Source organism: Oerskovia turbata (genome assembly GCF_000718325.1).
GTDB classification, from domain to species: Bacteria; Actinomycetota; Actinomycetes; order Actinomycetales; family Cellulomonadaceae; genus Oerskovia; species Oerskovia turbata.
Genome location: NZ_JOFV01000005.1, coordinates 342,600 through 365,027, shown reverse-complemented (window position 1 = coordinate 365,027; position 22,428 = coordinate 342,600). Strand labels below are relative to the sequence as shown.

General features: G+C 72.5%; 18 protein-coding genes and 2 tRNA genes. 13 read left to right on the top strand and 7 right to left on the bottom strand.

Annotated features, from left to right (window positions below; all coding sequences use genetic code 11):
• Positions 1–315 precede the first annotated feature (315 nt).
• The 4 genes from IE95_RS0107260 to IE95_RS0107245 all read right to left on the bottom strand — a co-directional run bounded on the left by IE95_RS0107260 (position 316) and on the right by IE95_RS0107245 (position 4,785).
• A complete protein-coding gene (locus IE95_RS0107260; protein WP_036571260.1) occupies positions 316–2,394 on the bottom strand; it encodes an acyltransferase family protein in 2,079 nt (692 codons plus the stop codon).
• Positions 2,391–2,609 (bottom strand): hypothetical protein, encoded by a 219-nt coding sequence (locus tag IE95_RS0107255; RefSeq protein WP_030150963.1) that lies wholly within the window; start codon positions 2,607–2,609, stop codon positions 2,391–2,393. The genes IE95_RS0107260 and IE95_RS0107255 overlap by 4 nt, the downstream gene beginning before the upstream one ends.
• A complete protein-coding gene (locus IE95_RS0107250) occupies positions 2,606–4,357 on the bottom strand; it encodes a glycosyltransferase family 2 protein (RefSeq protein WP_206053291.1) in 1,752 nt (583 codons plus the stop codon). The genes IE95_RS0107255 and IE95_RS0107250 overlap by 4 nt, the downstream gene beginning before the upstream one ends.
• Before the next feature lie 354 nt (positions 4,358–4,711).
• Positions 4,712–4,785: transfer RNA gene (locus IE95_RS0107245), tRNA-Pro, on the bottom strand.
• A gap of 242 nt (positions 4,786–5,027) precedes the next feature.
• Here IE95_RS0107245 and IE95_RS0107240 point away from each other — a divergent pair.
• From IE95_RS0107240 to IE95_RS0107215, 6 genes are all read left to right on the top strand, one after another.
• Positions 5,028–5,101 (top strand) — tRNA-Gly (locus IE95_RS0107240).
• 712 nt (positions 5,102–5,813) lie between these two features.
• Entirely contained in the window at positions 5,814–6,749 is a 936-nt protein-coding gene (gene cysK, locus IE95_RS0107235) for a cysteine synthase A (protein WP_030150961.1), read from the top strand.
• Entirely contained in the window at positions 6,749–7,357 is a 609-nt protein-coding gene (gene epsC / locus IE95_RS0107230; RefSeq protein WP_030150960.1) for a serine O-acetyltransferase EpsC, read from the top strand. Before cysK ends, epsC begins: the two co-directional genes overlap by 1 nt.
• Positions 7,358–7,460: 103 nt before the next feature.
• Positions 7,461–7,814 carry a GntR family transcriptional regulator gene (locus IE95_RS0107225; protein ID WP_030150959.1) on the top strand — a complete coding sequence of 118 codons (354 nt, stop codon included), beginning with the start codon at positions 7,461–7,463 and terminating at the stop codon, positions 7,812–7,814.
• The gene (locus IE95_RS0107220) at positions 7,811–8,806 is read left to right on the top strand and encodes a DUF1648 domain-containing protein (protein WP_084689916.1); all 996 of its coding nucleotides are present in this window, start codon (positions 7,811–7,813) and stop codon (positions 8,804–8,806) included. The genes IE95_RS0107225 and IE95_RS0107220 overlap by 4 nt, the downstream gene beginning before the upstream one ends.
• 148 nt (positions 8,807–8,954) lie before the next feature.
• Positions 8,955–10,004, top strand: coding sequence for an LLM class F420-dependent oxidoreductase (locus tag IE95_RS0107215; RefSeq protein ID WP_030150957.1), 1,050 nt, complete (start codon positions 8,955–8,957; stop codon positions 10,002–10,004).
• A gap of 81 nt (positions 10,005–10,085) precedes the next feature.
• Here IE95_RS0107215 and IE95_RS0107210 read toward each other — a convergent pair whose 3' ends face one another.
• Positions 10,086–10,484: an MGMT family protein gene (locus IE95_RS0107210; protein ID WP_084689915.1), complete on the bottom strand. Its 399-nt coding sequence runs from the start codon at positions 10,482–10,484 to the stop codon at positions 10,086–10,088.
• A gap of 167 nt (positions 10,485–10,651) precedes the next feature.
• Here IE95_RS0107210 and IE95_RS0107205 point away from each other — a divergent pair, with 167 nt between their 5' ends.
• The gene (locus tag IE95_RS0107205) at positions 10,652–11,992 is read left to right on the top strand and encodes a GNAT family N-acetyltransferase (RefSeq protein ID WP_030150955.1); all 1,341 of its coding nucleotides are present in this window, start codon (positions 10,652–10,654) and stop codon (positions 11,990–11,992) included.
• Between the two features lie 10 nt (positions 11,993–12,002).
• Here the strand turns inward: IE95_RS0107205 and IE95_RS0107200 are convergent, their stop codons facing one another.
• Together IE95_RS0107200 and IE95_RS0107195 are read right to left on the bottom strand one after the other, a co-directional pair.
• Positions 12,003–13,046, bottom strand: coding sequence for an Fpg/Nei family DNA glycosylase (locus IE95_RS0107200; protein ID WP_030150954.1), 1,044 nt, complete (start codon positions 13,044–13,046; stop codon positions 12,003–12,005).
• Positions 13,047–13,085: 39 nt separating this feature from the next.
• Positions 13,086–13,544, bottom strand: coding sequence for a ribose-5-phosphate isomerase (locus IE95_RS0107195; protein WP_030150953.1), 459 nt, complete (start codon positions 13,542–13,544; stop codon positions 13,086–13,088).
• A gap of 59 nt (positions 13,545–13,603) precedes the next feature.
• Between IE95_RS0107195 and IE95_RS0107190 the strand changes: the two genes are divergently transcribed.
• From IE95_RS0107190 to caiC, 6 genes are all read left to right on the top strand, one after another.
• Positions 13,604–15,658, top strand: coding sequence for a M13 family metallopeptidase (locus tag IE95_RS0107190; RefSeq protein ID WP_084689914.1), 2,055 nt, complete (start codon positions 13,604–13,606; stop codon positions 15,656–15,658).
• A gap of 397 nt (positions 15,659–16,055) precedes the next feature.
• Positions 16,056–17,432, top strand: a complete 1,377-nt coding sequence (locus tag IE95_RS0107185) for an MFS transporter (RefSeq protein ID WP_030150951.1) — start codon at positions 16,056–16,058, stop codon at positions 17,430–17,432.
• A complete protein-coding gene (locus IE95_RS0107180; RefSeq protein WP_030150950.1) occupies positions 17,432–18,397 on the top strand; it encodes an alpha/beta hydrolase fold domain-containing protein in 966 nt (321 codons plus the stop codon). Before IE95_RS0107185 ends, IE95_RS0107180 begins: the two co-directional genes overlap by 1 nt.
• A gap of 43 nt (positions 18,398–18,440) precedes the next feature.
• Entirely contained in the window at positions 18,441–19,574 is a 1,134-nt protein-coding gene (caiA, locus tag IE95_RS0107175) for a crotonobetainyl-CoA dehydrogenase (RefSeq protein ID WP_030150949.1), read from the top strand.
• Complete coding sequence (caiB, locus tag IE95_RS0107170; RefSeq protein WP_030150948.1) at positions 19,574–20,779, top strand: L-carnitine CoA-transferase; 1,206 nt, start codon at positions 19,574–19,576, stop codon at positions 20,777–20,779. The genes caiA and caiB overlap by 1 nt, the downstream gene beginning before the upstream one ends.
• 94 nt (positions 20,780–20,873) lie before the next feature.
• Positions 20,874–22,406, top strand: coding sequence for a crotonobetaine/carnitine-CoA ligase (caiC, locus tag IE95_RS0107165; RefSeq protein WP_030150947.1), 1,533 nt, complete (start codon positions 20,874–20,876; stop codon positions 22,404–22,406).
• The last annotated feature ends 22 nt before the right edge of the window (positions 22,407–22,428 follow it).

Below are 22,428 nucleotides of genomic sequence, written 5' to 3'. Positions count from 1 at the left end.
ATCGGGGAGCCGACGTGCGGCAACGGGGTGCGTGCATGTCCCGCCGGTTGCAGCGGGACCTGTTCGAACGTTCATCGATCGGTGGCAGACGCTGACGCCTGGTCGATCGCGTCGCCTCGAGCGGTGCGGCAGGAGCCTCGGAGGACCTCCGCCGGAAAGGGCGCACGGACAACCCGTCCATGGTACGCCACACCTCGTGGGCCCGATGCGCGGCAGCCCGGCACCGGCTCGATCCTGCCCGGCATCCGCCCGGGCAGGACGGCGTGGCCGTGCCGGTCGCCACCCGGCACGAACACGCCGCCTCGCCCGTCGGCCTCAGCCTCCGAGCGCGCTCGTCTCGACGAGCCGCCGTTCGAGCTCGGGACGCAGCGCCTCGACGGCCGTGGCGGTCAGGTGGCTGCCGTCGCGGTACAGGAGCAGGCCGCCGAGGACGGCCGGGCAGCGCTCCTGCGCGCAGACGACCCCCGAGAGGTCGACGACCTCGACGCCGGGCACGTCGCCGAGCGCGACGTCGACGACCAACGGGTCGGCCGGCAACGCCCGCGCCCTCGGGAAGGAGCACGCGTCCCAGTCGTCGATCGCCCCGGAGACGCAGCTCGGGACGTCGACGCCCGGTGTGGGGGTGTCCCGCAGGTAGACCACCGGCACGCCTGCCGCGGCGAACCGCCCGAGCGTGCTCCCCCAGGCGGCGTCTCGCCGGTCGGCCGCCTCCTCGCCCTCGAAGTACGCCGCGCTCGACCCCACGACGACGACGTCGGCCCGCGCGACGATCTTGTCGATCTGCGCGTCGCGCCACGCCTCGCAGTGCAGCGACTCCTCGAGCAGGGCCTGCGGCAGGTCGGCCGGCGCGCACCCGCCCTTGGTCACGATCGACAGGTGCCACCCCTGGGCCAGCGCGACGTCCCGCAGGGCCCCGCTCCACTGGAAGGCCTTCGAGTCGCCGAACAGCACGACCTCCAGCCCGTCTTCCGGCCCGACGACGCACTCGGCCGGCCAGGTCGTCTCGCTCAGTCCCAACGCCCCCAGGCACGGGGTCTCCGCGGGCGGGGCGTCGAGCGCGGCCTGCGTCAGGCCCGGGGTCACCGGCCCACCGGTGCGTGCGAGCGCGGCCGGTTCGAAGATCGTGTCGAGCCTGACCTGCGCGGACGCGGCCCCGTCCAGCCTCGCGTACACGGCCGAGCCTGCGCCGAGGCTCGCGACGAGCGCGAGCACGACCCCCGTGAACCCCACCGAGTAGCTCGCCGACGGTCTCAGCGCGACGACCGGTGAGCGCCGCAGCGGCGACTCGACCCCGTGGAGGACGAGCCAGGCCACCCCGCCCGCACCGAGCGTCAGCACGACGCGCTCGGGCCAGGCGAGCGGTCCCCAGACCGCGTCGGCCAGGACGAGCACGGGCCAGTGCACGAGGTACCAGGCGAAGGACAGCCGTCCCACCGCCCGGACGGGCGGCAGCGCGAGCAGGTGCCCCACGCTCCCCCGCGCCGTCCGGACCGTCGCCGGGACCGCGAGGAGCGCGACCGTCCCGAGCGTCGGCCAGAGCGCCGCCGTCCCCGGGAAGGGGGTCGACTCGTCGTGGACCACGGCCGACCACACGACGGTGCCCAGCCCGGCCCATCCGGCCAGGGTCCACGCGACGCGCCGCAGGACGGGGTGACCCGTGCCCCCGGTGACCCCGTCCCGCAGGAGGGGCGTGGCGCCGTCGGGCCTGGACAGCACGGCCGCCGCCAGGAGACCGCCCAGCCCGAACTGCCACGCCCGCGTGAGGGGCGACATGTAGGCGAGGGCCGGGTCGCTCGACGTCAGCACGAGCGAGACGACGAACGAGGCGACCGTGCCGACCGCCAGGACCGCGATCGCCGCCGGCAGAGGGCTCCGGCGCACACGTGCCGCGACGACCCCGACGAGTGCGAGCAGCAACGGGACCACGAGGTAGAACTGCTCCTCGACCGCGAGCGACCAGTAGTGCAGCACCGGGCTCGGCGCCGCCGAGGCCGCCATGTAGTCCGTCTCCTGCGCGATGAAGCGCAGGTTCGCGACCTGGAGCGCGCTCGCGACGACGTCGACCATGGTGTCGCGCGCCCGCAGCGGCGGCAGCACGAGCCAGGCCGCGAGCGCCGTGCCCACCAGGACCACGGACGCCGCGGGCAGGATGCGGCGCGCCCGGCCCGCGTAGAACGCGGGCAGCGCGATACGTCCGGTCGACGCGAGCTGCCGCAGCAGGATCCCCGTGATGAGGAAGCCGGAGATCGCGAAGAAGACGTCGACACCCACGTACCCGCCCATCACGCCGGGGACCTCGGCATGGAAGAGCAGCACGAGCACGACGGCGAGCGCCCGCAGGCCCTCGACGTCACCTCGGAAGGCGGGGCGGTCGCTCCCCGTCCGGGTGCTCACAGCGCCTCGATCATGGGATCGAAGACCCCTGTGGCGACGAGGCCGGCGAAGGCCAGGGCCGTCGTGAGGGCGACGACCGCGGGCCACTGCAGCGAGCTGCGCGGTCGCGCGGGCGCAGTCGGGTCGACGTCGCCCGCCGCGCCCGCCACCTCGGGATCCGGCCCGTCCGGCGCCCCTGCCGGGCCGACGGGTCGGACGACGCTCGGCGCGCTCATGCCTGCACCTCCTGCACGGCGGCCCCGGCGGCCCCGACGGCGCCGGTCGGCTCCGTGCCCGTCCGGGCGACGGCGGCCCGGCGGGGCGCCAGGACCTGGAGCCCCGCCACGACGAGCGGCACCGAGACGTAGGCGTAGAACCCGGCGAGCAGGATCATGGCCCAGTAGCTGTCGATGCCGTACGCCGCGACGCCGCGGGAGATCCCCACGGCCCACGCGACGGTCCCGACGACGAGGGTCGCCACCATGACGCGCGCGATGGTCCGCGCGAGGGCGCTCGACGACCCCTTGCCGCCCGTCGGGACCCACCCCGCGTGGTGGCCGACCATCGCGTGCCCCAGCACGACGAGGTGGCTGAAGCTCTGGGCGAGCTGGACCCGCAGGACCTCGGGGCGCCACCGGGTGCGATGGACGACGGGGTACAGGACGAGGAGCACCCACAGGCTCGGCAGGAACACCAGGAGGCTCGTCGGACTGACCTGGTCGGGGTACCAGAAGCACATCACGACGGACGGCACGTACAGGTTGACGACGAAGAGCGCCGTCTCGGAGTAGTAGACGAACCCTGCCCACACCGCGAGACGCTGGCGCCGGTCGAGGCCTGCCCTGCCCTGCGCCCCGTCGGCGACGAGCGCGACCGAGCCGTTGGCCCACCGGTACTGCTGGGTCAGGAACGGACCCAGCTCGTCGGGGCACAGACCACGGGCCAGCCGCACCGGGACGAAGCGCGTGACGAACCCGGCACGCAGCAGCTCGATCCCGGTGTACATGTCCTCGCTGTGGTCGATCTCGGGGAACCCCCCGATGGCGTCGAGCGCCGACCGCCGGTACAGGGCGTTGGTACCGCAGCAGACGGTGGCCCCGTAGCGGTCGCGCGACGGCTGGACCCAGCGGTAGAAGATCTCCTGGGTCGCCCCGGCGGTGCGCTGCAGCCAGCCCATGCGTTCGTCGGTGTCGAAGTCCTGCGGGCTCTGGACGATGCCGACGGTCGGGTCGTCCAGATAGGGCACGAGGTGGCGCAGGAAGTCCGGCCGGGGGCAGAAGTCGGCGTCGAAGATCGCGATCACGTCACCCTCGGTCACCGCGCAGGCCGACCGCAGGTTCCCGGCCTTCTTGAGGTGCCCCCGGTCGGGACGCACCCGGTAGCGGAACCCGTGCCGCTCGGCCAGGTCCGCGACGCGCGGGTCGGCGCCGTCGTCGAGCACCCAGACCTCGACGGCGCCCGGCCAGTCGAGCCGTGCGACGTGGCGGAAGGTGTTGTCGAGCACCTCGACGTCCTCGCCGCACACGGGCAGGAAGACGTCGACGGCGGGGTACGCCTCGGGTGCCCAGGCCGTGATCGTCCGCTCGTGCGAGGCGCGCGTGACGCGTCCTCTCGCGGTGCCGGTCAGGAGCCACAGGACGATGCTCACGAGCGTCAGCGCGACCGTGGCGTAGAGCCACCACAGCCACGGCGAGCGCGCCGCGAACACGCACACCGCGACGAGGATCGGCAGGGTCGCCGCGACGCCGACGGGCTGAACCCAGCGCTGGGACCGCGCGAGGTCCTGGTAGACGTCCTCGTCGGCGGGCGGTGAGGGCAGCAGGTGGTGGGCGGTGGGCGGTGTACGCGCCGGAGGGCCCGGGCGGGGGGCGGGTCCCGAGGTGTGGGCCGAGCCCCCGTGGCGCGGGCGACCTGCCCGGTCGTGGGATGCCGGTGGACGACCGGTCGGGTGCGGGGTGGGTCTCGTGCCGTGCAGCAGTGTCACAGGTGTTCTCCGCTTCGATACCAAGTGACGCCCGAGGGCGTGGGATGGCTCGCCGCGGCGACGCTGACTCGGCGGCAACCGGTCCGGGAGACCGATATGGGAGGAACGCTAACGATTTACGCTCGGACGTTCTGAACAAAACGACTAAATCCATCGCAGCGTCTCATCCCATAAGACAGATTGGAGAGGTTTGTCAGATTGCTGCAGCGCACAGCCTCCGTTGCAGGCGCGATCAGAGCCAACCGGTCGGCATTTCGTGTCGCGCGGCGACGCCGGCGCGGTCCCTGCGAGGAGACAGGAACGACGAAGGCCCTCGGCCCTGCACAGAGGCAGGGCCGAGGGCCTTCACGATCGTCGGGGTGACAGGATTTGAACCTGCGACCTTCCGCTCCCAAAGCGGACGCGCTACCAACCTGCGCCACACCCCGAACATGCGCAGCCCGACGACAGCGACCGACGCGACCGACGGACCTGCGTCGGGAGGACCCGCCGCACACCATCGGCAACGGCCAAGTGTACGGGGTCCCGAGGAGCGACCAGCGCCACCCCGGTCGGCACGTCGTCGCAGCGACCGGCGCGAACGGACCCACCAGCACCGAGTCCCGCGACCGGCCCGACGTTTGCTAAGGTAGCGCCGCAGACCTCGCCACCCCGGCGAGCGTTCCTCTGCGCGGATGTAGCTCAATGGTAGAGCCTCAGTCTTCCAAACTGATCACGCGGGTTCGATTCCCGTCATCCGCTCCAGCACGACACGGCGGCGGCTCCGAGATCCTCGGAGCCGCCGCCGTCGTTCACGCACTCGCAGTCCTGAGCCGCGGGTGCCGCACCGCTGCGGTGTGCTGCACCGACCGAGCGGCCCAGCTGCCCGTACGTCCGGGGCGGTACGCGGAGCACCGGTCGCCCGGGAAGGAATGTCGGCCTCGCGTCGTTGGGTCGACATGCCCCCTTCCCGGGACCACCCCTCGGCGGACCACCCGACAGCCTCCTCTCGCGATCCCTCGCGCGAAGCGGCACCCTCGCGAACGACCGGCACCTGGAGCGGGACCCGACCTCCCCCGACCTCACCCGACCTCACAGGACGACGGGGATGAGACGGCATTGCAGCGCGGTCCGGGTGCCGATAGCCTCGGGCCAGACACCAGGACTTCGCAGGGCACCGCGCCGACACGGCAGCGGGCAGCACCTGCGAGCGACGGCACAGGACGAGGAGGGCGACCATGACCACACGTCACGCCGACTCCTCCCGCGCGGTGAGCACCCCCGCGCGCGCCCTGTCCTGTTGTCCGTGTCGCCCCTGTCGCTAGAGCGCCCCTCCCCCGCGGTCGGCGCCCCACCCGACGACAGGCCCCGTGGCGCGTCCTGCCCGGCGCAGCTCCGTGCCACCCCCGCACAGCTCCCGCTGATCCCCCTCGGTCCCGGCTCTCCGCCGCAGGCCACCAACGATGAAGAGGAAGTCATGGCACGCATCTACGACGACGTCACGAAGCTCGTCGGCAACACGCCCCTCGTCCGCCTGAACAAGCTCACCGAGGGCCTCGGCGCCACGGTCGTGGGCAAGCTCGAGTTCTACAACCCCGCCAACTCCGTCAAGGACCGCATCGGTGTCGCGATCATCGACGCGGCCGAGGCCTCGGGCGAGCTCAAGCCGGGCGGCACGATCGTCGAGGCGACCTCCGGCAACACGGGCATCGCCCTGGCCATGGTGGGCGCTGCCCGTGGCTACGACATCGTCCTGACGATGCCCGAGACCATGTCCAAGGAGCGTCGCGCCCTGCTGCGCGCGTTCGGCGCCGAGCTCATCCTCACGCCGGGCTCCGAGGGCATGAAGGGGGCCGTCAACAAGGCCGACGAGATCGTGGCCGAGCGCGAGGGCGCGATCCTGGCCCGCCAGTTCGCCAACGAGGCGAACCCGGCGATCCACCGCGCCACGACGGCCGAGGAGATCTGGGCCGACACGGACGGCGAGGTCGACATCGTCGTCGCCGGCATCGGCACGGGCGGCACCATCACGGGCGTCGGCCAGGTCCTCAAGGAGCGCAAGCCGGGCGTGCAGATCGTCGCGGTCGAGCCCGAGGAGTCCGCGATCCTCAACGGCGGCGCCCCCGGCCCGCACAAGATCCAGGGCATCGGCGCGAACTTCGTGCCCGAGATCCTCGACACGAGCGTGTACGACGAGGTCATCGACATCAACGCCGAGACCGCCGTCGAGTACGCGCGTCGCGCCGCCAAGGAGGAGGGCCTGCTCGTGGGCATCTCGTCCGGTGCCGCGATCGCCGCGGCGCTGCGCCTCGCGGAGCGTCCCGAGAACGCGGGCAAGCTCATCGTCGTGATCATCCCGTCGTTCGGCGAGCGCTACCTGACCTCCGTGCTGTACGCCGACCTGCTGGACTGATGAGACCTCCCAGTCCCCTGCGACGCTTCCTGAGGGTTCTCAGGGAGGACCTCGAGGCCGCCCGCCACCGCGATCCCGCGGCGCGGAGCGGCTTCGAGGTCGCGCTCGTCTACCCCGGTCTGCACGCGGTCTGGACCTACCGGCTCACGCACCGCATGTGGCGTGAGCCGGCCCTGCGTCTGCCCGCACGCGTGATCGCGCAGATCGCCCGGGCAGCCACGGGCGTGGAGATCCACCCGGGAGCGAAGATCGGGCGGCGCCTGTTCATCGACCACGGCATGGGCGTGGTCATCGGGGAGACGGCGGTCGTGGGAGACGACGTGCTGCTCTTCCACGGGTCCACCCTGGGCGGCCGGTCCATGAAGCGCGGCAAGCGGCACCCGACGCTGGGTGACCGGGTCGTCGTGGGCGCCGGGGCCAAGATCCTCGGGCCGGTCTGGGTCGGTGACGACGTCCAGGTCGGGGCGAACGCCGTGGTGGTCAAGGACGTGCCCGCCGGATCGGTCGCCGTGGGGGTACCCGCACGCAATCGCGTCCCGCAGCCCTCCGTGCCGCCGGCGGTCGACCCGGTCGAGGACCCGTCGTTGCTCATCGAGTACGTGATCTGAGCCGCTGAGGGCTGTTCGAGGAGAGGGGCGACGCCGTGCGCGTCGCCCCTCTCCTCGACCTCCATTGTTCTAGTTGCACAGTAACAACTAGTAGTATGGCGACATGATCTTCCGCATCGACCCCACCGCGGGCGAGCCGCTCTTCGCGCAGCTCGCCGCCCAGGTGCGCCTCGCGGTCGCCGCAGGCACGGTGCACCCCGGCGAGCGGCTCCCCGCAGCCCGCGACCTCGCGGCCTCGCTCGACCTCAACGTCCACACCGTGCTGCGCGCCTACCAGGAGCTGCGCGACGAGGGCCTGGTCGACCTGCGCCGAGGACGCGGCGCCGTCGTCACGGCCCGGGCCGCGCACGACTACACGGACCTGCGAGCGGCGATCGACGCCGTCGTGCGGGAGAGCCGCACACTCTCCCTGCCCCCCGAGACCACCCTCGCCCTGCTCAAGGAGGCACTGCGATGACCGCCAAGCCGACCGGCACCCGCCGCCGGACCCCCGCCCCGCACCGCCTGTCCACCACGCTCCTGGGACTGGTGCTGCCTCTCACGGTCCTGGGCGCGAGCGCCGCGATCGCGTTCTCGTGGCGCGACGACCTGCCCGACCCGGTCGCGACGCACTGGGACGCCGCCGGGACCGCCGACGGGTTCGGGTCGCTCGCGGCGAGCGCAGTGGTCCCGCTCGCGATCGGCGCGGTCCTCGCGGTGGGGTTCTGGCTCGTCGGCTGGTTCCTCGGCCAGTCCGCGTCGAACCGGCGGACAGCCGTGGGGGTGAGCGCGGGCACGGCGACGTTCCTGGGCGCGACGCTGCTCGGCACGCTCTGGGTGCAGCGCGGGCTCGACGACGCCGCACAGGCGCCCGACGTGGGCGCGGCCATCGCGGTGGCCCTCGGCGCAGGCCTCGTGGTGGGTGTCCTGGTCGGGCTCCTCGCGCCGCGCGACGCCCACCTGCCCGCCGAGGTCCCGGTCTCACCGGCCGACCCGCGTGCCCCGCTGGGCGCCGACGAGCGCGCCGCCTGGATCCGCACGGCCCGCGGCGGGCCGGGCATGGCCGTCGCCGGCGCCGCCGTGGTCGGGACGCTCGTCCTCGTGGTCGTCACAGGCCTGTGGTGGATGATCCTGCTGCCCGTGACCCTGGGGCTGGTCATGGCCTCGATGATGTCGTGGACCGTGACGGTCGACGCGTCGGGGCTCGAGGTGCGCTCGGCGGTCGGGGTGCCGCGCACGTTCGTGCCGCTCGACGAGGTCGAGGGCGCTCGCGAGGTCACGGTCGACCCGTTCCGGGAGTTCGGCGGCTGGGGCTGGCGCACCGGTCGCGGGGGCCGCGTCGGCATCGTGGTCCGCAAGGGGCCGGGCCTGGAGGTCCGGCGCACGGGCGGGCGCGTGCTCGTCGTGACGGTCGACGACGCCGCGGCAGGGGCGGCGCTCCTCACCTCGCTCGCGGACCGGGCACGGTAGGTCGAGGGCCGGCCGGTGGGCTGGTCGAGGAGCACGGTAGATTGAGCGACGGTTCCTAGGACTCCCGGTCCTGGGAACCGTCGCTCGACGCTCGTCGGGCACGCGGACCCGTCCGCACCTCAGCGCCGAGGATCAACGAGGAGAACGCATGCGCATCGGCATCCACACCGGCTACTGGTCGGCCGGCCCCCCGCCCGGGATCCAGGAGGCGGTCGTCGCCGCGGACCGTCTCGGGGTCGACTCGGTCTGGACCGCGGAGGCCTACGGGTCCGACGCGTTCACGCCGCTCGCCTGGTGGGGCTCGCACACCTCACGCATCCGGCTCGGTACCGCGGTCGCGCAGATGTCCGCTCGCACCCCCACCGCGACCGCCATGGCAGCGCTCACGCTCGACCACCTCTCGGGCGGCCGGGCGATCCTCGGGCTGGGGGTCTCCGGCCCGCAGGTCGTCGAGGGCTGGTACGGCCAGCCCTACCCCCGACCGCTGGCCCGCACGCGCGAGTACGTCGAGATCGTGCGGGACGTGATCGCCCGTCGGGGCCCCGTGACCTACGACGGCCAGTTCTACCAGCTCCCCCTCACCGGCGAGGGCACCACGGGTCTCGGCAAGGCGCTGCGCTCGACCGTGCACCCCTTGCGGCCCGAGATCCCGATCCACCTCGCGGCCGAGGGGCCCAAGAACGTCGCGCTGGCAGCCGAGGTCGCGGACGGCTGGCTCCCCCTGTTCTACAGCCCGCGCATGGACGCGATGTTCCGCGGGCTGCTCGACGACGGTTTCGCGAAGCGCTCGTCCGAGCGCTCCCCCGCAGCCGACTTCGAGGTATCGGCGACCGTCCCGGTCGTGGTGGCCGACGACGTCGAGCAGGCCGCCGACACGGTACGGCCCTTCATCGCGCTCTACGTGGGCGGCATGGGCGCCAAGGGCGCGAACTTCCACCGCGACGCGCTCGACCGGCTCGGGTACGCGGACGCGTGCGACGAGATCCAGGCGCACTACCTGGCCGGCCGCAAGGCCGAGGCCGTCGCGGCGGTCCCCACGGCACTGGTCGAGGACGTGGCCCTCGTCGGTCCAGCGGCCAAGATCGCGCGCGACCTCGAGGCGTGGCGCGCGACCGCGGTCACGATGCTCCTCGTCCAGGGGGACCCGACGGCGGTACGCACCGTCGCGGGACTGCTCGCCCCGGTCCCGGGTCGCTGAGCCGGACGCGCGTCCGGACCCCGGCAGGACTCGCCGCTGAGTGCGGGCCGGCTGTCGCGACCCGCGACGGCTGCTCCGCGCTCAGCGGTCCGGGCCCTGCTCCGGGAACCAGACCGACCGCCGCAGGTCCACGCGCTCGCCGCCCGGGCGCAGCGGACACCCCTCGGCGCGCAGGTTCGCGAGCGCGGTCCCCAGGTGGTGCGCAGGCGGCGAGCCGGCCGCGTTGACGACGCGCCACCAGGGCAGCCCCGGGCCACCCGGGCCGTCGCCGTCGGACGTCGCGAGGACCTGCCCCACCTGCCGCGGACCGCCCCGCCCGAGGGTCTCCGCGACGATCTCCGCGACGAGCCCGTACGTCATGGCCCGCCCGGGCGGGATCGACTCGACGAGGGCCAGCACGGCGTCGGCGTACTCCTGGCGGGCGTCCTCCGCGCCTGCCTGCCGCCCGGCCCCCCGCTCCTGCTCGCGCGCCTGGTTCACGGGGCGAGCGTACCTGCGCGCGTCCCCGCTCCGCCGAGAAGTGAGTTGATGCCCCTGATCCGGGCAGATCTAGGGCGTCAGCTCACTTCTCGGCGGAGGCGTCGCGAAGGCGTGTGCGCGAGCTATTCCCCTGGCCCCGCCCGCCTCCGGCCCAGCAGGATGGGTCCATGACCGAACCCACCCACCGTCCCCTGCCCGCCGGCTACCGCCTCACGCCGTTGACGGAGGCGGACAAGCGCGCCGTCCTCGAGGTCGACACCTGGGCGTTCCCGTCCGAGGTCGACCTCGACGAGCAGGTCCAGCACCCGCTCCCGCTCACGTGGTCCCGGACGTTCGGGGTCGTGTGCGAGCACGAGGACACCGACGCCGTGCCGTTCGACGGCGCGGTCCCGACCGTGAGCGAGCTCGCGGCCATGCACGCCTCGTACCCGTTCGCGGAGTTCCCCGTGCCGGGCGCGACGTTGCCCGTGAGCGGCCTGACGTGGGTCGGGGTCCATCCGCAGCACCGTCGTCGCGGCATCCTCAGCGCCATGATCGACGTGCACTTCGAGCAGGCGCGGGCCGCAGGCGAACCGGTCTCGGCGCTCTTCGCGGCCGAGGCGGCCATCTACGGCCGGTTCGGCTACGGCCAGGCGGCCCAGGACCTGCGCCTGACGATCCCGCGCGGCGCGGCCCTGCGGGACGTCCCGGGCGCCGACGAGCACACGGTCCGCATCGAGAAGGCCGACCGGGCGCGCCACGGCGAGCTCGTCGACTCGCTGCACCGCGCGGCGGGTGCGGACCCGGGCGGGCACGGCACGGGCGTCAACCGGCCCGGCTGGGTCACGCGTGAGTCGCCCGAGCTGCAGGAGGCCTGGTGGTCCGACCCGGCGGCGTTCCGCCGTGGCCGCGAGTCGCAGCGCATCGTCGTCGTCGAGCGGGACGGCGAGCCGCGGGGTTACGCGACGTTCCGCCGCAAGCTGTCGTGGGAGACGACGGGTCCGCGCGGGACCGTGAGCACGGGCGAGGTCGTCGCGCTCGACGCCGCGGCCGCTCGCGCCCTGTGGGGCGTCCTGACGGACCTCGACCTGACGAGCGAGGTCGAGCCGTTCATGATCCCCGTGGACGACGTCGTCACGCACCTCCTCGTGAACCCGCGGGCCGCGGCGGGCCGGGTCGCGGACAACCTGTGGGTCCGCGTGCTCGACGTCCCCGCTGCCCTCGCGGGGAGGCGGTACGCGGGCGACGTCGACGTGGTGCTGCACGTGACCGACGCGCGCGTCCCGGAGAACTCGGGGCACTGGCGCCTGCGTGCCACGGCGTTCGGGGACGCGGCGTGCGAGCGCACCGAGGACCCGGCCGACGTGTCGCTCGACGTGCGCGAGCTGGGCTCGGCGTTCCTGGGCGGCGTCTCGCTCGCCTCGCTCGCGACCGCCGGGCTCGTGTCCGAGCACCGTCCGGGTGCGCTCGCCGCGGCGAGCGCTGCGTTCGGCTGGCCCGTGGCGCCCGTCTCGAGCTGGGTGTTCTAGAGGTCCCGGGTCACCGCTGGCACGTCGGGCACCAGTAGAGCTTGCGACCCGCGAGGTCCTTCAGGAGGACCGGCGTCCCGCACACCCGGCACGGCAGGCCGTCGCGGTGGTAGACGTAGAATGCCTGGTCGGCGGGCACGGCCCCGGCGGTGCCGTCGGTGTTCTGGCGCACCTCCTGACGCCCGGCTCCTGGGCGAGGCGGCGCTCCCGGGGGCGTGGCGCCGTCGGGCTCGCGGTCCTGGGGGCGGGTCGTGACGATCGCGCCCGTGGTCGCGCCGTCACGCATGAGGACGACCAGGTCGTCCCAGATCCCCCGCAACGTCTCGGCGGGCACGTCGCGACCGGGCGTGAGCGGGTCCAGCCCCGCGCGGAACAGCACCTCGGCGCGGTAGATGTTGCCCACCCCGGCGACGACGTCCTGGTTCATGAGGAGCTGCCCGACGGTCGTGCGCGAGCGCCGCACGGCCGCCACGAAACGGTCGGGCCCGCCGGCGGGGGCGGGGTCGTCCCGGATCGGGTCGGGGCCCAGGCGCGCCTCGACCGCGCGCACCTCGTCCGCCGAGACGACCTCGCAGGCCGTGGGGCCCGTGAGGTCCGCGACCGCGTGGTCGCCGACCAGGCGCACCCGCACCGCGCCACGAGGCGCTGGAGGAGCCCAGTCGTCTCCTGCGGCAGGGAGCGACGCGAGCGGACCGGTCGGCACCGAGTCCCGCTCGCCGATGCGCTTGCGGGGCGCGCCGATCGCGTGCACGACGGCGGCGCTCCCGTCACCCGCGAACGTCCAGGCCCCGTAGAGACCCAGGTGGACGCGCAGCCAGCGCAGGTCGTCGTCGGACGGCGTTTCGTCGAGTCCCGCTGCAGGCTTCGCGGACGGGTCCGCGAAGCCCAGGAAGAGCTGCTTGCCCCAGGCGCGGGACGCGACCAGGCGCGTTCCGTCGAGCAGCACGGCCCCGGCCGCGAACCGGCCTTGCGGGCTCGAGACGGCCAGCACCTGCCCCGCGAAGAGCTCGGTGAACGTGCGCGCGAGGCGGTGGACGGTGTGCCCCTCAGGCACGGGCCACGCCGTCCACCGTGCGCGCGCGACGCGGCGACGTCACGCCTGGTGGCGCGAGGCCTCGTAGGCCGCGAGCTGGTCGATGCGGCGCTGGTGGCGCGCGTCGCCGCTGAAGGGCTCGGCGAGGAACGCGTCGACGAACGACGTGGCCTCCTCGACCGTGTGCTGGCGCCCGCCGACCGAGATGACGTTGGCGTCGTTGTGCTGGCGGGCCAGCCTCGCGGTGTCGAGGTTCCAGGCCAGGGCGGCACGCACGCCGTCGACCTTGTTGGCGGCGATCTGCTCGCCGTTGCCCGAGCCGCCGATCACGACGCCGAGGCTGCCCGGCTCCGCGACGACGGCCTCGCCGGCCGCGATGCAGAACGACGGGTAGTCGTCGAGGGCGTCGTACTCGTGGGCGCCGTGGTCCACGACGTCGTGGCCCGAGCTCTTGAGGTGCGTGACGAGGTGAGCCTTGAGCTCGTACCCCGCGTGGTCCGCTGCAATGTGAACGCGCATGGCCCCATCATCCCCGATCTGCTCCCCGCCCGCGCCACTGCTCGCATAACCTGAGACGCATGACACAGACCTCACCCTCCGCCGCGGACCAGGCAGCGAGCGCCGCGGGCGCCGCGCGCACGACGGCCTCCGGCATCGACCTGTCCGCGCTCGACCCGGCCGTCCGCCCGCAGGACGACCTGTACCGGCACGTCAACGGCCGCTGGCTCGCCACCCACGAGATCCCCGCCGACCGGTCGATGGACGGCGCGTTCCGCGCGCTGCACGACCAGGCCGAGGAGCACGTGCGCGAGATCATCAACGACGCCGCGGCCGCGGTCGAGGCCGGGAACGCCACGGGCGTCCAGGCGCAGATCGGCGCGCTCTTCGCGAGCTTCATGGACACCGACACGATCGAGGCGCGCGGCGTGAGCCCGCTCGCGCCGGACCTCGCGCTGATCGCCGCCGCCACGAACCAGGCCGAGCTCACGGGGGCCCTGGGTGCATTGCAGCGCACGGGCGGGGCGGGCGCGTTCGGGTTCTGGGTCGACAACGACGCCAAGGACCCCGAGAAGTACGTCGCCTACCTCTATCAGGGCGGGCTGGGCCTGCCCGACGAGGCGTACTACCGCGAGGACCAGTACGCGGAGATCCGCGCCAAGTACGCGCCGCACGTCGCGCGCATGCTCACGCTCGCGGGCGTCACGGCGGACACCTGGGGCGCTTCCCCCGAGGAGGCGGCCGAGCGCGTGCTGGCCCTCGAGACGCAGCTCGCGGCGCACCACTGGGACGTCGTGCGCGACCGCGACGCGGACCTCACGTACAACCCCATGACGCTGCGCGCCCTGGCCGAGTCGGCCCCGGGCTTCGACTGGCACGCGTGGGTCCTGGCCCTGGGCGCCCCGGCCGGCTCGCTCGACTCCCTCGTGGTCCGCGAGCCCGGCTTCGCGACGGGCTTCGCGGAGCTGTGGCAGTCGGTCCCGGTCGAGGACTGGAAGCTGTGGGCCGTGTACCACCTGGTCTCGGCGCGCGCGCCGTACCTCACGGACGAGCTGGTCGAGGCGAACTTCGACTTCTACGGCCGCACGCTGTCGGGGGCGCAGGAGGTCCGTGAGCGCTGGAAGCGCGGAGTCTCGCTCGTCGAGGGCGCCCTGGGCGAGGCTGTGGGCGCGGTGTACGTCGAGCGGCACTTCCCGCCCGCGCACAAGGCGCGCATGGAGGAGCTCGTCGCGTACCTCGTCGCGGCCTACCGCGAGTCCATCGAGGGCCTCGACTGGATGACCGAGGAGACCAAGGTCAAGGCGCTCGCCAAGCTCGAGGCCTTCACGCCCAAGATCGGGTACCCCGTGAAGTGGCGCGACTACTCGGCCCTCGTGATCGAGGCCGACGACCTGCTGGGCAACGTGCGCCGCTCGAACGCGTTCGACCAGGACCGCGAGCTGGGCAAGATCGGCAAGCCGCTCGACCGCGACGAGTGGTTCATGACCCCGCAGACGGTCAACGCGTACTACAACCCGGGCATGAACGAGATCGTCTTCCCTGCGGCGATCCTCCAGCCGCCGTTCTTCGACCCGGACGCCGAGGACGCGGTCAACTACGGCGGGATCGGGGCCGTGATCGGCCACGAGATCGGGCACGGGTTCGACGACCAGGGCTCCAAGTACGACGGCGACGGCCGCCTCGAGGACTGGTGGACGCCGCAGGACCGGGCCGAGTTCGAGGTCCGCACCAAGGCCCTCATCGCGCAGTACGACGCGTTCCGCCCCGTCCAGCTGCCCGACGACGGCCCGCACGTCAACGGCGCGCTGACGATCGGGGAGAACATCGGGGACCTGGGCGGGCTGTCGATCGCGCTCAAGGCCTACCGGATCGCGCTGGGCCGTCCGCTGTCCGAGGCGCCCGTGGTCGACGGCCTGACGGGCATCGAGCGAGTGTTCCTCGGCTGGGCGCAGGTGTGGCAGGCGAAGGGCCGCGACGAGGAGATCGTGCGCCGACTCGCGACCGACCCGCACGCGCCCAACGAGTTCCGCTGCAACGGCGTGGTGCGCAACCTCGACGAGTTCTACGAGGCGTACGACGTGGCGGAGTCCGACGCGCTGTACCTCGCCCCCACGGAGCGCGTCCGCATCTGGTGACACGTGGGCGCCGCGGGTCTCGCGGCGTCACGTTCGAGCGGCCCGGCGGCCGGTGCAGCCCCCACGGGGTGCGGCACCGGCCGTCGTGGTCTCCGGGAGCGCCCGGGCCGTCGTCGGCCCCCTGCCGGGGGCCCGGTCGTACCGGAGCACGTACGCCACTTCTTGTGAAGAAAAGTACAAGCCGCTTGTTTCCGGGCCTCGCGAGCCTTCCCGTTGAAACCGACCGCCCGGTAAGCAGGTTCGCGCACTCAAGCTCGGCCGCTCCTCTACTCAGGTCCGCAGCACCCCCTACGCACCTTGTCGTCATGACGCCGAAACCCTCCCTTGTCATCTCCTCGAGAGCGCAGTGTGGTCCACGTCGCACTACGAGAGTGCGTGACAGCTCTGAGGAGGGCACATGGCGATCGTCGCCAAAGGAGAGAAGAAGGCCGCGGACCTCACGACCTTCCGTCGGTGGTTCATCCTGATCCTGGTCAGCGCCGGGAGCAGCACCATCTACGGCCCGGCCTACCTGAAGCAGGCCTTCTACGACGCGCAGAAGTCCGCGCTCGGCCTGTCCAACACGCAGATCGGCGCACTGCTCGGCGCCTACGCCATCACCGCGACGATCTGCTACCTGCCCTCGGGCCTCGTCGCCGACCGCGTCCGCATGCGCACCCTGTGCTCGACCGGGTTCGTCCTCACCGCGGCCCTGACCTTTTGGTACGCGATGCTGCCGTCCTACGGCACGCTCCTGCTGATCTTCGTCGCCATGGGCATCACCACGATCCTGCTGTGGTGGGGCTGCCGCTACAAGCTCGTGCGGTTGGTCTCGGCCGAGAACGAGTACTCGCGCAACATCGGCATCAGCTACGGCTTCTACGGCCTCGCGGGCTTCCTCGCCGGCCTCGTCGGCACCTGGGTCCTCGCCCGCGCGGCGGGCGACGCCGCCGGCGCCTTCCGGACCTTCCTCCTCTTCTACGCCGTGCTCATCCTCCTGCTCGGCGTGCTCGCGTTCGTCATGATCCCGAAGTTCGAGGGCGAGATCGGCAGCGTCCGCTCCGCCAAGCAGGTCCTCGTCGACACCGGGCGCGCCCTGACGAACCCCGTCGTTCTCATCACCGCGGTCACCGTCTTCTTCGTGTACTTCTACTACACGGGCGTCAACTACGCGACGACCTACCTGACCTACCTCGGCGCCGACGCCACGCTCAACAACATCCTCAGCGTCCTGCGCCAGTACGGCGTGACCCTGTTCGCCGGCCCCGTCTTCGGCGCCCTCGCCTTCCGGGCGAAGAAGCCGTCGCGTGTCATCTGGATCGGTTCGCTGATCGCCGCCGCCGGCATCGCCGTGCTCGCGATCGTGCCCGTGCCGGGCGTCCTGCCCGCCGGCACCGGCCTGATCCTGTCCGTCGCGCTGATCGGCGTCGCGCTCGGCTTCATCGCCAACGGGGTGTTCGGCATCGTGTCGTCCCAGCTCACCGAGGGCAAGGTCCCGCTCGCCGCGTTCGGTGCCGCGACCGGGGTCGTGTCGCTCGTCGGCTTCCTGCCGGACACCTTCTCGAGCACCTGGTTCGGCTCGATCATCGACAAGGCCGACGCCGCTGGGAACGAAGGCGCGGCCTACCCGCAGATCTTCTGGATCCTCGTGGGCTCCGCCGTCGTCGCGTCCGCCTGCGCGCTGCTGCTCAACCGCTACGTGCGCACCAACCAGGCGAAGCTCGACGCGCGGTACGAGGCCGCACAGGCTCTCGCCGCCGGCGAGTCCGCCGAGCCCGAGCCCGTGAACGCCTGATGTCCGCCGTCGACGTCCTCGCCCGCCTGACGCCCCGCATGCGTGAGGTCCTCACCCTCCAGGAGCGGCTCCAGGGACCGGCGCTCGCCCCGGACGCCACCGTCCGCGAGCAGCGCTGCCGGTACGCCACCGAGCGCGTGTACTGGAACGAGGGCGGCCCCCGCATGGCGCGGACCGTCGACGACACCGTGGCCGGGCCGTACGGGCCGGTCCGGATCCGCCGGTACCACCCCGTCCAGCAGGTCGACGGCGCCGCCCTCCTCTACGTCCACGGCGGCGGCTTCGTCGTCGGGAGCCTCGACACGCACGACCGCATCATGCGTGCCCTCGCGGACGCGACCGGGGCCGTGGTCGTCGGTGTGGACTACGCCCTGTCCCCCGAGGCGAAGCTCCCGCAGGCCGTCGAGGAGTGCGCAGCCGTCGCCCGTCATGTGGCGGAGCACGCGAACGAGATCGGGGTCACCGGTGGACGAGTCGCGTTCGCCGGCGACTCCGGCGGGGCCAACCTGGCGCTCGCCGCGACCCTTTGGCTCCGCGACCACGGCGGCCCCGCGGTCGAGTCGCTCCTGCTCTACTACGGCCTCTTCGGCCTGCGCGACTCCGTGTCCCGCCGACTGTTCGGCGGGGCGTGGGACGGGCTGGCACCGGAGGACCTCGACGGCTACCTGGCTGCCTACACCTCGGGCCCGCAGGACCTTCGCAGCCCGTCCCTGGACTGCCTCTCCGCGGACCTCTCGCAGGGCATCCCTCCGACGTACCTCGTGGCGAGCGCCCTCGACCCCCTGCTCGACGACAGCCGAGCACTCGCCGCGCTGCTCGCCGCGCACGGCGTCGAGCACCGTCTGCACGTCGTCGACGGTGTCCTGCACGGCTTCCTGCACCACTCGCGGATGCTGCCCGAGGCCCGCGAGGTCCTCGCGGAGGGCGCCGCGTTCCACCGGCGCGTGGCCGCCGCGCTCGTCTGAGCGCACCACGACTCCCCCACCACCCCGAACGAAAGGCCCTCTCATGGACTTCTCCCTCACCGAGGACCAGGAACTGATGGTCCAGGCAATCCGCGAGCTCATGGCCCGCGAGAACTGGGACACCTACTTCGCCCGGTGCGACAAGGACCACGAGTACCCGGAGCGGTTCGTCGCCGAGCTCGCCGAGCTCGGCGTCGACACGATCCTCCTGCCCGAGGACCGCGGCGGCCTCGACGCCGGCTGGACCACGATCGCGGCGGTCTGGGAGGAGCTCGGACGCCTCGGCGTCCCCACGTACGTGCTCTACCAGCTCCCCACGCTCGAGACCGTCCTGCGCGTCGGCAGCCCCGAGCAGATCGAGAAGATCCTCGCCCTGGTCGGCACCGGCAAGCAGATCTGGAACTTCGCGATGACGGAGCCGGGCGCCGGCTCGAGCTTCGCCAAGATGTCCACGACCTACACGCGCCGCGACGGCAAGATCTACCTCAACGGCCACAAGACCTTCATCACGTCGTCCAAGCACGTGCCCTACCTCGTCGTCATGGCGCGCAACGCCGAGGACATGGACCAGTACTCCGAGTTCTTCGTCGACATGACGCTCCCCGGCATCAGCAAGGAGCCCCTCGACAAGCTCGGCCTGCGCATGGACTCGTGCTGCGAGATCTACCTCGACGACGTCGAGCTCCGCGAGGAGGACATGTTCGGCGGTGAGGGCGAGGGCTTCGCGCGCACCGTCGCGGACTTCGACCTGGAGCGCTTCCTCGTCGCCGCGTGCGACTACGGATGGGCGTTGTGCGCGTTCGAGGACGCCGCACGCTACGCGAACCAGCGGGTGCAGGGCGGCGAGGCGATCGCCCGCTACCAGCTCATCCAGGAGAAGTTCGCGAACATGAAGATCAAGCTCACGAACATGCGCAACATGGTCTACGAGATCGCCTGGAAGGCCGAGAACGGGCTGCTCGGCAAGGGCGACTGCTCCATGGCCAAGCTGTACTGCACGCGCGCCGCGTCCGAGGTCGTGGACGACGCCATCCAGGTGCTCGGCGGCATCGGCGTCACCGGCGACCACCGCGTGGCCCGCTTCTACCGCGACCTGCGCGTGGAGCGGATCTCCGGCGGCACCGACGAGATGATGATCCTCGCCGCCGGCCGCGCAGCACTCAAGGAGTACCGCTGATGTCCGGCCCGATCCCGGGCTTCGGCGTCCTCGAGGGCGTCAAGGTCGTCTACTCGGCGGTCGAGATCGCCGCCCCGTCCGCGGCCGCCGTCATGGCCGAGTGGGGCGCCGACGTCGTCTGGATCGAGAACACGCGCACGGGTGACTCGATGCGCGACACCACCTTCGTCAAGGAGATGGAACGGCGCAACCAGCGCTCGATCTCGATGAACCCGTTCACCGAGGAGGGCCGCGAGGTCCTGTTCTCGCTCGTCAAGGACGCGGACGTCTTCATCGAGTCCTCCAAGGGCCCCACCTACGCCCGCCGAGGGATCACCGACGAGATCCTGTGGGAGCACAACCCGCGCCTGGTCATCGTGCACGTCTCGGGCTTCGGCCAGTACGGCGTCGAGACGCGCGTCAACCGCGCCGCGTACGACCTCACGGTCCAGGCCTACAGCGGGTACATGGCGCAGAACGGCACCCCCGATCAGCCCATGGCCGCGGTGCCGTACGTGGGCGACTACTTCACGTCGCTCATGGTGACCTCGTCCGCGCTCGCCGCGCTGCAGAAGGCGCGCACGACCGGCCAGGGCGAGAGCGTCGACGTCGCGATGTACGAGGTCCTCATGCGGGTCGGGGCCTACTACATGATGGACTTCCTCAACGCGGGCACCGTCTACCCGCGCCCTGGCGCCCGCCACCCCAACCTGTGCGGGATCGGCGAGTACCGCACGTCGGACGGCTTCGTGGGCCTGTGCGTCTACGGCGTCAAGCAGAACAAGTACCTGCTGGAGCGCATCGGCCTGGGACACCTCTGGGGCACCGAGGAGTACCCCGAGGACACCAGCGCCCTGTGGCTCGACGGACCGCAGGCCGAGCTCATCGAGCGCCACCTGGACGCGTTCTGCCTCACGCAGAAGGCCGTCGAGCTCGAGGAGGAGTTCTCCGCCGTCGGGATCGCCGCCAACGCCGTGCTGGAGTTCGACCAGCTCCTCGCCGAGGACCACGTCGCCCAGCGCGAGGCGATCGTCGAGTGGGACACGCTCGACGGGACGCCCGTCAAGGGGGTCGGCATCGTGCCCAAGTTCTCCCGCAACCCCGGCAGGATCTGGCGCCCCATGCCCTCGCTCGGCATGGACACCGACGCCGTGCTGACCGAGGCCGGCTGGACCCCCGAGCAGATCCAGGCACTCGCCGAGAACGGCACGATCCGCAGGGGCTGAGCGATCGGGTGCGCGCGGGACGAGGACCGCGCGCACCCGCCGACCGACACAGCGCGCCCGGAGAACCGGGCGCACCGAGGAACGGGTGAGGTGGATGGACATCGTGGGGAACAGGACGCTGCGAGACCTGTGGGAGGAGCTCGCCCGCACCTCAGCGGACAGGACCTTCCTCGTCTTCGAGGACCGGGACAGCGTCGTGAGGGAGTGGACGTACGGCCAGTTCGCCGTGCGGATCGTCCGCACGGCCAACCTCTTCCGCTCCTGGGGCGTCGCCCCGGGCGACCACGTCGGCGTCCACCTCGGCAACTGCCCCGAGATGCTCGAGTGCCTCTTCGGCCTGGCGCTCGTCGGCGCCGTCAGCGTCCCGTTCCACCCCCGCAGCACGGCGACCGAGTGCAACGACGTCCAGCGCCGGGTCGGGGCGCGCGTCGTGGTCGCCGAGCCCGACGTCCTGCCCGAGGACGGCTACGCCGGCGACCCGCGCATCCTGCTCGCCCGCGCGCAGCACGACGTCCCCGGCACCACGCCGTACGGCCCCGCCCGCGACGCCCAGCCGGACGTCCTGGTGGACCGCGTCCCGCTCGCGAGCGAGGACCCGGTCGGCATCGTCTTCACGTCCGGTTCCACCGCGTGTCCCAAGGGCGTCGTGCTGACCCACGCGAACCTGCTGTTCAGCGGGCTGTTCGTCGACTGGCAGGCCACGATGACGGCGCAGGACCGGCTCCTGACGACCATGCCCGCGTGCCACGTGAACTTCCAGCTCAACGCCCTCATGCCCGTGCTCACGGCCGGGGCGACCCTGGTCGCCGTCGAGCGGTTCAGCGCGCGGCGGTTCTGGGGGCAGGTGCGTGAGCACCGCGCGACCGTGGTGCAGAGCATCGCCATGATGCTGCGCACGACCATGCTCCAGCCCGTCGCCCCGGACGAGCGTGACCACCAGGTGCGCGAGATCCTCTACTACCTGCCCGTCACGGACGAGGAGAAGGCCGCCTACGAGCAGCGCTTCGGGGTGCGCCTCCTCAACTCCTACGGCACGAGCGAGACCCTCGTCGGGGTCCTCACGGACCCGCCCGTGGGCGAGCGCCGCTGGCCGTCCGTGGGCCGCGTGGGCCTCGGGTACGAGGTGCGCATCGCCGACGGCGACGGGCACGAGGTCCCGGTCGACACCGTGGGCGAGATCCAGGTGCGCGGGGTGCCCGGCCGCACGCTCATGAAGGAGTACTTCCGCGACCCCGAGGCCACGGCGGCCGCGATCACCCCCGAGGGCTGGTTCCGCACGGGCGACCTCGGTCGCGTGGACGCCGACGGCTGGCACTGGTTCGTCGACCGCCGCGCGCACTTCGTCAAGCGCTCGGGCGAGAACGTCTCCCCGACCGAGGTCGAGGAGGTGCTCACCCGGCACCCGGCCGTCGCCGAGGCCGCCGTGATCGGCGTCCCCGACCCCGTGCACGACGAGGCCGTCAAGGCGTTCGTCGTGCTCGTCCCGGGCCAGGTCGTCACCGTGGCGCAGGTGCGCGCGCACTGCGCCGCCCACCTCGCGGACTTCAAGGTCCCCACGATCGTGGAGGTCGTCGACGACCTGCCCCGCACCAACACCTTCAAGGTCGCCAAGGCCGCGCTGGTCTGAGGTCGACGTCGCGGGGGCCGGT